This window comes from Neptunitalea lumnitzerae (assembly GCF_027924185.1).
GTDB classification, from domain to species: domain Bacteria; phylum Bacteroidota; class Bacteroidia; order Flavobacteriales; family Flavobacteriaceae; genus Neptunitalea; species Neptunitalea lumnitzerae.
Genome location: NZ_BRVO01000001.1, coordinates 1,144,824 through 1,158,928, shown reverse-complemented (window position 1 = coordinate 1,158,928; position 14,105 = coordinate 1,144,824). Strand labels below are relative to the sequence as shown.

The 14,105-nt window shown below is 32.5% G+C and carries 12 protein-coding genes and 2 pseudogenes; all 14 read right to left on the bottom strand.

Translation table 11 applies throughout. The features are described 5' to 3' along the window. Nucleotides 1–12 precede the first annotated feature (12 nt). Nucleotides 13–225: pseudogene (locus Y10_RS16955) on the bottom strand (CatB-related O-acetyltransferase); the annotation flags it as partial. Between the two features lie 120 nt (nucleotides 226–345). After that, nucleotides 346–633 (bottom strand): annotated as a pseudogene (locus Y10_RS16975) (hypothetical protein); the annotation flags it as partial. A 25-nt stretch (nucleotides 634–658) separates the two neighbouring features. Then, the gene (locus tag Y10_RS05145) at nucleotides 659–1,645 is read right to left on the bottom strand and encodes a hypothetical protein (protein ID WP_281764293.1); all 987 of its coding nucleotides are present in this window, start codon (nucleotides 1,643–1,645) and stop codon (nucleotides 659–661) included. A gap of 39 nt (nucleotides 1,646–1,684) precedes the next feature. Continuing rightward, the gene (locus Y10_RS05140) at nucleotides 1,685–2,698 is read right to left on the bottom strand and encodes an NAD-dependent epimerase (protein ID WP_281764292.1); all 1,014 of its coding nucleotides are present in this window, start codon (nucleotides 2,696–2,698) and stop codon (nucleotides 1,685–1,687) included. A gap of 63 nt (nucleotides 2,699–2,761) precedes the next feature. Further along, nucleotides 2,762–3,718, bottom strand: a complete 957-nt coding sequence (locus Y10_RS05135; RefSeq protein ID WP_281764291.1) for an O-fucosyltransferase family protein — start codon at nucleotides 3,716–3,718, stop codon at nucleotides 2,762–2,764. Nucleotides 3,719–3,770: 52 nt separating this feature from the next. Further along, the gene (locus Y10_RS05130; protein ID WP_281764290.1) at nucleotides 3,771–4,775 is read right to left on the bottom strand and encodes a sulfotransferase domain-containing protein; all 1,005 of its coding nucleotides are present in this window, start codon (nucleotides 4,773–4,775) and stop codon (nucleotides 3,771–3,773) included. Then, nucleotides 4,768–5,757 carry a sulfotransferase domain-containing protein gene (locus Y10_RS05125; protein ID WP_281764289.1) on the bottom strand — a complete coding sequence of 330 codons (990 nt, stop codon included), beginning with the start codon at nucleotides 5,755–5,757 and terminating at the stop codon, nucleotides 4,768–4,770. The genes Y10_RS05130 and Y10_RS05125 overlap by 8 nt, the downstream gene beginning before the upstream one ends. A 45-nt stretch (nucleotides 5,758–5,802) precedes the next feature. After that, nucleotides 5,803–6,426 (bottom strand): sulfotransferase, encoded by a 624-nt coding sequence (locus Y10_RS05120; protein ID WP_281764288.1) that lies wholly within the window; start codon nucleotides 6,424–6,426, stop codon nucleotides 5,803–5,805. Nucleotides 6,427–6,431: 5 nt separating this feature from the next. Further along, entirely contained in the window at nucleotides 6,432–7,967 is a 1,536-nt protein-coding gene (locus Y10_RS05115; protein WP_281764287.1) for an MATE family efflux transporter, read from the bottom strand. A gap of 324 nt (nucleotides 7,968–8,291) precedes the next feature. Then, nucleotides 8,292–9,419, bottom strand: coding sequence for a GDP-mannose 4,6-dehydratase (gmd, locus tag Y10_RS05110; RefSeq protein ID WP_281764286.1), 1,128 nt, complete (start codon nucleotides 9,417–9,419; stop codon nucleotides 8,292–8,294). Between the two features lie 34 nt (nucleotides 9,420–9,453). Beyond that, nucleotides 9,454–10,404, bottom strand: coding sequence for a GDP-L-fucose synthase family protein (locus Y10_RS05105; RefSeq protein ID WP_281764285.1), 951 nt, complete (start codon nucleotides 10,402–10,404; stop codon nucleotides 9,454–9,456). Between the two features lie 205 nt (nucleotides 10,405–10,609). Then, nucleotides 10,610–12,001 carry a UDP-glucose 6-dehydrogenase gene (locus tag Y10_RS05100; protein WP_281764284.1) on the bottom strand — a complete coding sequence of 464 codons (1,392 nt, stop codon included), beginning with the start codon at nucleotides 11,999–12,001 and terminating at the stop codon, nucleotides 10,610–10,612. Between the two features lie 10 nt (nucleotides 12,002–12,011). Then, complete coding sequence (gene cysQ, locus Y10_RS05095) at nucleotides 12,012–12,815, bottom strand: 3'(2'),5'-bisphosphate nucleotidase CysQ (protein WP_281764283.1); 804 nt, start codon at nucleotides 12,813–12,815, stop codon at nucleotides 12,012–12,014. A gap of 17 nt (nucleotides 12,816–12,832) precedes the next feature. Further along, nucleotides 12,833–14,086: a sulfate adenylyltransferase subunit 1 gene (locus tag Y10_RS05090; RefSeq protein WP_281764282.1), complete on the bottom strand. Its 1,254-nt coding sequence runs from the start codon at nucleotides 14,084–14,086 to the stop codon at nucleotides 12,833–12,835. Between the last annotated feature and the right edge of the window lie 19 nt (nucleotides 14,087–14,105).

Below are 14,105 nucleotides of genomic sequence, written 5' to 3'. Positions count from 1 at the left end.
CTCCTGAGGTTGTAATTTCCACCATTCAGAGTGAAGTAAGTCATCCATTCTTTCTGCTTCAAATCTCTGTTTAATAACCTTAGCTGGCACACCACCTACAATAGAGTAAGGCGCTACATTTTTAGTTACCACAGCACCCGATGCTATTACAGCTCCCGTACCAATGGTTACACCATCCATAATTGTAACCCTAGCACCTATCCACACATCGTGCCCAATGGTAATAGGCTTGTACTCTTCAAAATCTAAATCGCTCTTAACAACACTTAGGTTAAATGTATTTTTAACTCTATAAAACAATGGAGATGTTGATACTCTGTCTATTGGATGTTGCCCCAAACCAATCATTACATCATTAGCAATAGAACAATAATTACCTATAGTACAATTTTGAATTAAACAATTTCTACCAACATAACTATACTTACCTATCTTGCATTGATTTATAATAGAATTGGATAAAATATGGGTACTTTCTCCTAAAATGGTTTCTTTAGTAAGTGTTACACCCTCATCAATAATTGATTGCGGATATCTTTTCTTATTTTCAATATCTCTTGTGGTCTTTATAATGAAGTTCTTAACGCCATTAATAATACCCTTTGGGATATATTTTATTCTATTACTTATCATAAACTCTCAATAGATTTACCTTAATTTACCAATAACATGCTCCCTCAACGGCATCTGCAGTTTTAGGCTTCTCTGTAATTTGTGGTCTAACCCAATATTCGTTCATTAACTCTGAATAGGAACCATATGGTATCCCCCATTCTTTAACTCCATAGTTAGGGTCTTCCCATCGCTTTCCTTTTATACCAAAAAGAAGTTGTAGAGCTCCTCCTAAATGCACCGCTTTTTTTCCTTGTCTTTTTACATGAGCTGCCAATGGAAAACCATAAGCTCCGGCTCCTATTAGGCAAACATCGTAATCAGAGTTATCTATTTTACGTTTCATGCTATCTAAAGCATCAAACCAGTCTTTAAATTCGGTATCAGAACTTCCTAATGTTTGTACAGCCTGTATAACTCCTAAAGATTCAAATTTGGGCAAAACGTCCGGATTGTCAAATAAAAGATCTCTTCGCTTATACTGTTCTAAAATTGTTGATGCAAAAGGATGTACAACTAACACCTTTTTACCTTCTAATGCTTTAGTCCATGGATTTTTTGCCCAAAATGGCTCTAATAATCTCAAATGAACCACTTTGCAACTCATACTATCAACAAAGTACTTTTCATCTGGCACCCAGCTCCCTAATACATCCACCAGCTTCATATCTTTCATCATTAACTCACAAAACTCAGAAACCTTTTCTTTAGTTGGCGGAAAAAAACCACTCCATCTATTCATCTGCTGCAGCGTATTCTCATTCCACCACCACTGAAGATTTTTCCCCGTTATGTAACCTAAAGCACTCTTATTGGTTTGATTAACCCCCAAATAATTAACCATTGTAGTTAACTCTGTACTACCAAACCTTGCTATCATAGAAGGTTTCTCATTATTCATTTCTTGAAAAAGATAATCTGATGCCACATCAGGGTCTTGTTCACAGTTTATTTTAGCAGACTCCTTATCTCCAACAATCTTAGTGTATAACTTTCTAAAAGCCTTTAATGTATATAGAATGTTTTTATTCATAACAAATATTCTATTAATTCTTTCAATTAAGTGATAAAACTAGATATTATAGAATCCTTTATACCAATCTATAAAAGCCTTTACACCTTCGTTAATACTGGTAGTACTTTTGTAACCCAGCTTCTCTAATTCACTTGTATCAGCTGCTGTTCTAGGTACGTCTCCTGCTTGCATTGGCAAAAATACTTTCTCTGCCTCTTTACCCATATGCTCTTCAATAGCTTCTATAAACTCCATTAAAGATTGCGGATTTCCATTACCTATATTTGTTAAACGATATGGAACTTTATTTTCGGGTAAATTATTTAGTGCTATAGTAATTCCATTAATAATGTCATCTATATAAGTAAAATCTCTGCTCATATCCCCATTATTAAATACTTTAATCGGATTATTTTCGGAAATAGCTTTAGTAAATAAAAACATTGCCATGTCAGGTCTTCCCCACGGGCCATAAACCGTAAAAAATCGTAATCCTGTGGTTGGTATACCATATAAATGGCTATATGTAAATGCCATTAACTCATTACTTTTTTTGGTGGCAGCATATAAACTAATAGGATAATCTACGTTATCATCTACAGAAAACACTGGCTTATTACTCTCTCCATACACGCTAGAGCTACTCGCATATAATAAGTGCTTTATATTATTATGCCTACAAGATTCTAATATATTTAAAAAACCAACTACATTACTATCTATGTAAGCTTCAGGGTTTTCTAAACTATACCTTACACCAGCCTGAGCTGCTAGGTTACATACTACATCAAAACCTTCATTTTTAAATAATGTTGGTAACTCATCTCTATTTTCTAAATGCATCCTAACAAAAGTAAAACTCCCTTTAAACTTATCAGATTCACAAAGCACATTCCACCTTTCAGCATCACCTCTCTGGATTCCTAATTCATTTAGTCTAGCATATTTTAAATTAACATCATAATAATCGTTAATGTTATCTAAACCAACTACTATGTGCCCTTCTCCCATTAATCTTTTAGATAAATGATATCCAATAAAACCTGCAGCTCCGGTAACTAATACTTTCATTTTATATGTATTTAAAAATATTCAACCCTTAAATTATTCTTTTAAATAACCTTATAAATTCTACTAACTTATAAAATCGCCATTATCATTAACTAAAACCCAGTCTTTTGATTTTGGGTAACTATGCCAAAAATTCTCTGGACATACTTTAATACCTTTATTCAATAATGCAGGCTTATAAGAAAAAGAACTCTTGCTTGTTATTAAAGCATCTGCATATACCATATGAAGAAAAGAATCTTTTGCTCCCATATCTAAACACCAATGTAAGTTCTCAAACTTCTCGAACTCTTGAAAATCTGACACCTTTCCTTGCGAAAAGAAATAAATGTGTACAGGCTTATTGGTTTTAACTACGTGATGTAACACATTACTCAACACCTTTTCAAAGTAATCATTTGAAATATATCGCATTGCTAAATTAGGATTAGAAGGATCTGTCATTATATCTCCTCGCCTAACATGTATTGCTATATTATAATTATTATCATCAAAAATTAACTTATCTTCTGCTCTTGCCGGAGCGTTAAAAAATTTATTTTGAATATCTTTTATAACACCATATTGATTTTTATAAAATTGATCCTGCTCACACAAAAAAACAACTTTGTTACCCTTGTAAGATGAAATAATACGTTTAATATTACTTACCTCATTAGGTCTATCTTCATCAAATAATGGTAGCTTTCTAACTTTATAACCTTCTTTTTTTAATTGAGTTAAAGTAACATCTCCCTCTCCAAAGCCTAAAACATGTTCCCATGAATCTGAACCAAAAGGTATATGAGCAAATTTTAACCCAAATTGCTTAGCCCACCAATAACCAGCAATCCAGTTTGCTAACTGATGTCCTATACCTGCACCTGGGTTGGGCACTGCACTTAAATAACAAGTAGTTTCTCCGTCATTATTTTCATTACTTTTATTAAATACTGAGTGCCAGTATGATTTATATAAATAGCCATATAAATTAGTACCCCTTAAACGAGAACCTAAAGTACTCCATACCTTCCTTCTCAACTTGTTAAGATAAACATTCATACAAATAGTATTATTAAGCCTTGGTTAACTATTACGAACCTATTGGATAACCAAAAGATTTTAATTGTTCTATATTTAATTCTGCCTGTTTACTCAATTGCAAATTAGATGCTCCAAATTGCTTATTTATTAATTCAATATCATCCTTAGATAAATTCTGCATTTCCACTTCCTTCCCCATCTTTAAACTCGTAAGCTTCTTAGGCACTAATGTTTTCACAAACTTCCTAGCCCCTTTAGGCACTTTAAGCTGTCTACTTAAAAGACTAAGCTTACTACCTATACTAGGCTTATCTGTAGATCGTGAATTTGATTTTCTCACCGTTACATTTTGAGCCTTCTTATCAAACAGATCTTTTATTACAGTTGAATCTTTACCAAGTATTGAAGCCCATTGAGTCATGAATTTCTCTTTATTATGAATTAAGTCTTCATAAAGCAACACGTGTGTATTGTCTTCTCCAAAATAGCTAACCGCAGACTGATACATCTTAAAGTAATTAAACATCAATTCCTCTTGATCTATAGCTGCTCCAAAATTGTCTTGTATCCAAAGTTTCATATCTGAATAACGACTATCTTCTCTAACAATATTGAAAAATTCTTGAGTATAATAAGAATGAATCATTGTAGATTGATCCCTAATTACCATTACCAATTCAATTTTATCATAATATGGCTTAAAAGCATTATGTAGCCTTTCTAAATTATCATAAACTCCTCTTCTGTAAGATGGATTAGGACAATTTGCAGACACATGTGATAAACTTTCATTTGACAATATAGAAATTGGTAACTCTATATTTTTTAGCAATTCCAATTCCTTAACGGGCAAGACAGTGGTAAATCCTGTACTATATTCAAAAATATCCTTAACTATATAACTTCCCAAATCTTCAGAATGAGCACCTATATGGTTTAAATACTCTACCTCACCATTTTTATAAAGACTTTTAAATACATTTAATTGAATAGTTGTAGAAGCAGTTTTTGGGTAACCTATATGTATTATTAGCTTTTTCATACTTCTATTCAAAATATTTGTATCTAATCATTTTATTCATATCTAAACTTAACTTACGAGCAAAAGCAGCATTAGAAGTTTTGTATTTATCAAAAATTAAACTCGACTCTTTATCCGTTTGTTGTCTTATCAAGTATTTATCATTAACAGGCTTTAGCCGAACCTTTTCAGGTACCACCAAACGATAACAACTTTGAAGGAACTTAAAAACGAAAGGCATTTTTCGTATTAAGGAAGTATATTTTGATAATTTACCACTAAGAGTATGGCTTAAATTAACAGATTTATCATTTTGTTTTGCTGTAGTGTGTTTCGCATTACCTTCTAAATGATTTGCAATAATTTCCTCCGATAATTTAAAAACCTCAGTTAATACTTTAATGTAACTAGGTTTATCATTTTTTAAATCTTCATATAAGAGAATATGCACTTTAGTTTCATCAAAGTTCTTTATATAAACATTATAAAGCTCATTATAATTAAATAGCACATCTTTCTCTTCCTTATTAAAAATATTTGTTGACATCCACCTCCCTAAACTATCTTCTTCAGACAAATCAACAATACGGTTATAAATTTCGGTACAATAAGAAGCTACGATACTAACCTGATTTCTTACTGAAAATAAAATTTCTATATCGTCAAAAATGGGTTTAAAAAATTCTTTAATAGTATGGCTATTATGCTTAGCATTAGAGTTCATATCATTCCATTCTAGTTGAGAATATCTCACAGAAATAGACTCGTCAGATAGAAGAAACAATTCATCAGATGAATTTTCTATTAATTTCAATTCATCTTTTAGCGCTTGCTCATCTACTCCCTCTTCCCCTCGAATAACCATCAGCATATTTTTTACAGGAACATTTCCATTGTCTTTAGGATTATTTAAATAATTAAAATATCCATTTGCTGCTAGATTATTAAAAATGTTGTTCTGCAAAAAAGTAGTTGCTGTTTTAGGATACCCTATATGTACTATTAATTTTTTCAATTTCAGTTAGTTTTTAGTAAAGTTAGTTCCACCCTAAAAATTAATTTAATAACTTCTCTTTTGAGAATGCGGAAAATCAAAATTCACTCTCGAAATATTTAAGAAATCGCAAATCTTATCATTCTTATTCTTATCTGATGTTTTTAAAATCAATAAGCGCTCAGGAGTATTACTAAAAAACTCTGTTACCTCCTTAATATGGTTTTCATAAACACCAATTAACTCTTCTCTTTGAGCCTCGGTAATTACACCATAACCATATATTAATTCTTTGGTTTTATTAAAAGGAGCCGCCTCTTGTCCACTCGTGTTTAATAATGAATTAAACCATTGCTCTGGCGTGTCTCTCAGTGTTAGTATAAACTTAGCATCCGGATAATACTCTGCCAAAAGCTTGTACACTTGAGCCGTAGGCCAATCTTCGTGCATTTCAAACTTATCCATTTCTTTTTTCAACGCCGCTTTATCGTTCAAAAAAATCTTTAATTTTTCTGCACCATAACATTCAAAAGAATGTTTGTAACCTAGCATTTCAAAAAACCTCCCTAACGAACTTGATCCCGTTCTATTAAGACCAATACCAAAAACTTTTGGCTTGAGATTATACATTTTATAAAAATGTTTCCCTACGTAGTAGTAATATAAATTCTTTAATTGATATTTTTCCATCTTTATTATTTTTTACCTCCTTTAACCTTATTAACTAAGCTATTTATAACCTTTTTAATACTACCTCGTTCCTCTGCGGAAAATGCCAAGAACAACGTTAAAAATATCATCATTACAGAACTTACTGCTCCTGAAATAATTAAACGAATAAAGCCTTCTACAAATAAGCCTGAAACAAAATATGTAAGTGTTATTGTAGTGATAAAAATTAGCGACTGAACCAGTACTACATTTCTAACAAAAAAACCAATACCTAAACCACAATATTTATGTGCAAACCATATTCTAGAGGCGCCAATACAAACCTCTACTCCTATTAAAACTAAATAAATAACATATTCTTTACCGCCAGCCCAAAACAATAAAATAGAAACAGGCAATAACATAACCATAACAATTGCTTCTACAATACTTGAATTTTTTATTCTACCGGTTGAAGCTATAGCCGTATTTAGTGTAATGGTAATTTGTCTAATGGCAGTAACTAATAATATTAATCTACAAAAAATAACAGCAAATTCAGGGACCTTTTTTAACCAGACACCCAATATATAATCTGCTTCTACTATAAACGGAATAGCTAATACAGCAAACAAGAAAAAGGATAATTTACTTCCCGCAATACTTGTTTTAAGCATTGTATCACGTTTCTTAGCTCCTTCACTCTTTACAATTACAGGATTTAAAGCTTGAAGCATTGTTGTTGAAAATGAATTCAACTGACCATTGACTTGGTTTGCAATACCCTGGGCAGCATTTACCAACACTCCAAAATTACTATTCAAAACAATTGACATTCCCTGAATACTTAAAACTCTTGAAGAGGATTGGAGTATATTCCAACCAGCGTAACCAATCATTTCATAAAATAAATCCTTAGAAAAATAGTTTTTAATTTTATAACTAATCGCATCATAATTTATATGGCAATAAATTCTTTTTATAAGCATTAAAATAATTGCCATACTTGCCATTAACACCCCATACACTTTTAAGCCTCCATGACTATACATTAAAAATAATGCAATAAACAACCTAAAGAAAGCTTGCGATATCCCTAAAATAGCCACTAAGAACATATTCTCGTGTGCATTAATAACCGCATCATAGGGAACAGATATAATATTAAAAAATGTACTTATTATTAAAACCTGGTAAATAAACTTTGCAGCAGATATACTTTCCGGCGGAATTTTTAAAACGCCATCAAATAGGAACATGCCCCCAACTTCTAAAATAACTACTATTAGTAACCCAACAATTAAATGTATAAGCAAACTAGAAACGAAAACACTTTTAAGCTTTTCTAATTTATCTTCTCCCAAAACATAAGACATAAATCTTTGAGAAGCAGCGGTCATCGCATTGTTAAGGAAGAGTAACATTGTTATTGAACCTCCCACAACATTAAAAATACCAAACTCATCAGCACCTAGTGCTTCAAGAATTAGACGTGTTGAATAAAGAGAAATAAAGATTGTTATAGCCATTCTGGCATATAAAAATCCAGTGTTTTTAATAATTCTATTAGCAGTCGACATTAAGAATATTAATTATAATAACGGTTAGAATTTTAGCCTATCAAATACAGGCAAACCTAAACCAACAACCTCGTTACTCGTGAAATTTGTTAAGATGGAGACACTTAAAAATAACTTGTTGCGTTACTTTCAATGTAAAAAGAATGATACAAAAAACTTTCTTTTCACGTAAATCCACCTAACAACTCCTTAGCTAGAAAACTTAATAAGTGACAGCATAAATTCTTTTAAATTCAATTATTCTATCTAAAACAGATGAATCATTTAATTTTAACTTATGTTGTCACTTATTAAAATCTTATCTAACAAATAGAATACAGTATACTATTCTACTTGTTTCAAAATTTCATGTCCAGCTTTCAATAAATCAACATCACGTTTCATTAATTTTATATCGCCTTCCATCATATCTTTAACTAACCCTTTTAAATCGTACTCAGGCACCCATCCTAATTGCTCTTTTGCTTTTGTAGGATCTCCTAATAAAAGATCTACCTCTGTAGGACGGAAATATGAAGGGTCTACAGAAAGTACCTCTTTCCCTATTTCTACTTGGTAATCTTTATTATTACATGCAGTAACGTATGCCTTTTCATCTACACCTTCGCCTTTAAACTCTAACTCAATACCAACTTCTAAGAAAGCCATACGTACAAAGTCACGTACTGTAGTTGTTACCCCAGTAGCAATAACCCAATCCTGAGCTTTTTCAGCTTGTAAAATCATCCACATCATACGTACATAATCCTTAGCATGCCCCCAGTCACGTTGCGCTTCAAGGTTTCCTAAATAAATTTTATCTTGTAGCCCTAATGCTATTTTTGCAACAGCACGTGTAATTTTTCTTGTTACAAAAGTCTCTCCTCTTCTTGGCGATTCGTGATTAAATAAAATACCATTACAAGCATACATATCATAAGCTTCACGGTAATTTTTAGTTATCCAGAAACCATAAATTTTTGCAACACCATATGGTGAACGAGGATAAAACGGACAAGTCTCATCGTAAAAACCTCTTTCATTTTTATTTTCTGGCAAACCTCCATATAATTCAGAAGTAGACGCTTGATAAATTCTCGTTTTCTTTTCTAAACCTAATAATCTAACTGCTTCTAATATTCTTAATGTACCTAATCCATCTACATTACCAACATACTCAGGCGAATCAAAAGAAACTTTAACATGCGACATTGCACCAAGGTTATAAATCTCATCTGGTTGCGTTTCCTGAATGATACGTGTTAGATTCATAGAATCAGTTAAATCTCCATAATGCAATTTTAACCTTTGATTTGGATCGTGTGGATCTTGATATAAATGATCAATTCTATCAGTATTAAATAGAGAAGATCTTCTCTTTATACCATGCACCATATAGCCCTTTTCTAATAATAACTCGGCTAAATAAGAACCGTCCTGTCCTGTAATTCCTGTGATTAATGCAACCTTCATGTTAAAATATTGAGTTTAAAAAATTCTTAATTCGTTATAGTTTTACTTCTTTAAAGTCGTTCTGATTGGCTAAAAACCAATTATAAGTCAATTCAATTCCTTCTTCTAAATCAACTTTATGCTTCCATCCTACATTATTCATTTTAGAAACATCCATTAATTTTCTTGGTGTACCATCTGGCTTAGAACTATCCCAAATAATTTCACCTGTATGCCCTACTTTTTCCTGAATAGTTTCAGCTAACTCTTTAATAGTAATATCAATACCTGTTCCTACATTGTACAAATATTCTGGCAAGGTATTTTCCAAAGCAAAAACAACACCTTCAGCCATATCATCTACAAATAAAAACTCTCTCATTGGGGTTCCACTACCCCATAAAGTAACGGGCGTATTACCATTTTCTTTAGCTTCGTGAAATTTGCGAATCATGGCTGGTAACACATGAGATGTTTTTAAATCAAAATTATCATGGGTACCGTATAAATTGGTAGGCATAAGACTCACAAAATCTTTACCAAACTGTTTTCTTATTGCTTGGCAGGCTTTTACACCAGTAATTTTAGCTATTGCATACCACTCGTTAGTAGGCTCTAATGAATCCGTTAACAAATATTCCTCTTTCAAAGGTTGTGGTGCAAATTTTGGATAAATACATGAACTTCCTAAAAAGATAAACTTCTTAACATCTAATTTATGTGCTGCATCTATTAGGTTGTTCTGAATTTGCATATTCTCCATTATAAATTGAAATGGATAATCATTATTAGCTAAAATTCCTCCAACACGTGCAGCCGCATCAATAATTACATCTGGTTTTTCTTTAGATATAAAATCTAGTACCGCTTGTTGATTTCTAAGATCTAAATCTTTACTTGTTTGTCCTAATAGGTTTGTATACCCTTTACTTTCTAAGGCTCTCCAAATAGCACTCCCTACCATTCCACGGTGTCCGGCCACATAAATTTTGGAAGTTTTCTCCATAGCTGATTATATATTATTTTAACAATATTGACTCAGTTATACTAGTTACCCCAAGAGGGCATCTCTACTTACTTGAAAACATTTATACTCACCTAAAATCATCTTCCAAACATGTTAGGAATACCTAAAACACATTTCATCATCTATACAAACGTTTCTATTATAGCTACTAGTAAACTAGTTTTTAACAGAATATCTTTGTTTCTTATTTTCCTATAGTATGATAAGAAAACCCAATATTTTTTAATTGATCTCCATCTAATAAACGACGACCATCAAAAACAAAAGCAGGTTTCAACATATTATCATAAATACGTTGCCAATCAAGGTCTTTAAATTCATCCCATTCAGTTAATACAGCAATTGCATGAGCATCTTTACAACTTTCATAAGGATCATTAGTTACCGTCACTCCATTTTTATTTTCTTCTTCCGATCTTGTTGCTAAGTAGTCCAAATCAAAATAAATTTGGTGTTCCTGTACTTTAGGATCATAAACAGAAAGCTTAGCTTGCTCAGATAATAAGATATCTGCAACATATATAGCAGCCGACTCTCTTGTGTCATTAGTATCCTTTTTAAATGCCCATCCTAAAAAGGCAATTTTCTTTCCAGAAACAGTATTATAAAGAGTACTAATTAATTTAGAAGCAAACCTTGCTTTTTGGTGATCATTCATAATAATTACCTGCTCCCAATAATCTGCCACTTCATCTAACCCATAAGATTTTGCTATATAAACTAGATTTAGTATATCCTTTTGAAAACAAGACCCACCAAAACCAACAGAAGATTTTAAAAACTTAGGACCAATTCTAGAATCCATACCAATAGCTTTAGCAACTTCATCTACATCAGCTTCCGTAACTTCACATAATTCAGATAATGAATTAATAGAAGAAACACGTTGTGCTAAAAACGCATTAGCGGTTAATTTTGAAAGCTCAGAAGACCATACATTAGTGGTTAAAATTTGTCCCTTCGGAACCCAATGAGCATACACATCAACCAATGCCTGCATAGCATTTCTACCTTCTTCCGTTTGCGTATCCCCTCCAATTAAAACCCTATCAGGCGCATGTAAATCTTCTACAGCAGTTCCCTCAGCTAAAAATTCAGGGTTTGAAAGTATTTGGTATTTTACACCATTACCAGTATTATCTAATATGTCTTTTATTGCTCTTGCGGTTCTAACCGGTAGTGTTGATTTTTCAACAACTATCTTATCCGTTTTTGCAACACGTGCAATCTGTCTAGCACATAATTCAATATACTTAAGATCTGCAGCCATACCTTTTCCTACACCATACGTTTTTGTAGGAGTGTTAACCGAAATAAAAATCATTTCAGCTTCTTCTATAGCCTTATCTACTTCTGTTGAAAAAAATAAATTTCTTCCTCGAGTCTCACGCACAACATCTACTAAGCCAGGCTCATATATTGGTATATTATTAACATCCTCATCGTTCCAACGTGCAATTCTTGTTTCATTTATATCAACGACTGTAACTTGAATCTCAGGACATTTTTGTGCAATTACAGCCATAGTAGGACCTCCTACATAACCAGCCCCAATACAACAGATTTTATTTATCATTTTGTAATGTTTATTTATTTTTTACCAAAAACCAATTATTCAAAAGTTCTTCTCTATTATAAAGCATTGGCTTTTGGGTTTTGTAGTCAATAACCTCAAAACCTGCATGTTCACAAATTGCCTGACCAGCAGCTGTATCCCACTCCATTGTTGGAGCAAACCTAGGATAGCAATCAGCTTCTCCCTCAGCAACCATACACAACTTTAAAGAACTACCCTTAGAAATGGTATCTATCTCTCCATGCTCTTTTTTCAAATCTTCAATAAAAGCTTCTGTCTCCGGAGACAAATGTGACCTACTTGCAACCACTGTAAATTTAGTTCTACCCTTATCTACTGGCAACTTATCTGAGGCCGCTATCCAATCTTCTAAAGACTCTTTATCAAATGCTGTTACATCATAGCATTTAAAAGCACCATGTTCCACCGAAGAGAAATACAATTCTTTAAGGACCGGTACATAAATAACACCTAAAACAGCCTTTTGATTTTCAATTAAAGCAATATTTACAGTAAACTCGCCATTCTTTTTAATAAACTCCTTTGTACCATCTATAGGGTCTACAATCCATAATTGTTCCCAACCTTTTCTATCAGCGTAAGGTATATTTTTACCTTCCTCTGACAATACTGGTATATCGGTATTTTCAAGTATTGCAACAATTTCATTGTGCGAAGCAAGATCTGCTTTTGTTAACGGAGAATCATCAGATTTAAAATCTACTTCAAAATCTTCATTATCATATATATACATGATTTTTTCTCCGGCAACTATACTTGCCTTAATAGCTTTTAATAATAATGATGTAATCATTTTGGTTTTTTATAAAATTAAACAATCATACCTGCTGCAACCGTTTCATTTGTTGCATCATCAACCAAAATAATACTACCTGTAATACGATTATCTCTGTAAGCATCTACACATAAAGGTTTTGTTGTACGCAACTTCACTTTACATATATCATTCATACTCATAGTTTTATCATCCTCTAATCGTTCTAAGGTATTTATATCTATTTTATAAATAATCTCTTTAACAATGGCTTTCTGGTCATTAGAAGTATGTCTGATAGTATATTTTGCTCTATCTTTTGCCGGGCTACTATTCAACCAACAAAGCATCACTTCAACATCTTGAGTTACTTCTGGTTTATTATTAGACCTTACCAACATATCACCTCTACTAATATCAATATCATCTTCTAAAGTAATAGAAACCGACATAGGAGCAAAAGCTTCCTCTAGCGCACCACCATAAGTATCAATAGAAGCAATTTTTGATGTAAATCCAGAAGGCAACACAGTTACTTCATCACCTGGTCTAAAAACACCACTTGCTACTCTACCTGCATAACCTCGGTAATCAATAAAACCTTCTCTTTGAGGTCTTAAAACCGTTTGAACCGGGAATCTAGCATCTACTTTATTAATATCACTACTAATATGCATAGTTTCCAACGTATGTAACAACGGAGCACCTTGGTACCAATCCATATTCTCAGATCTATTTACCACGTTATCTCCCATTAAAGCGCTAATAGGAATAAAATGAACATCTTTCACTAATAACTTAGCTGAAAATGCTTCAAACTGAGCAATCACATTTTGGTAAGCCTCTTCTTTAAAGTCTACCAAATCCATTTTATTAATACACACAATAATGTGTGGTATTTGTAATAAAGAAGCAATAAATGCATGGCGTCTAGTTTGCTCTATAACCCCATGTCTTGCGTCTACTAAAATTATAGCAGCATTTGCTGTAGAAGCACCTGTTACCATATTTCTTGTATACTGGATATGACCAGGTGTATCAGCAATAATAAATTTACGCTTAGGAGTGGTAAAATATCTATAAGCAACGTCAATAGTAATCCCCTGCTCTCTTTCATCTCTTAAACCATCAGTAAACAACGCAAGGTCTACACCTTCATGCCCTTTTTGCTTACTTGTATTTTCTATAGACTCTAATTGATCTTCAAAAATTGATTTTGAATCGTACAACAACCTTCCTATTAAGGTACTTTTACCATCATCTACACTACCAGCTGTTGTAAAACGAAGTAATTGATTATTATCTATCATAGCTATGAACTCTTATTTT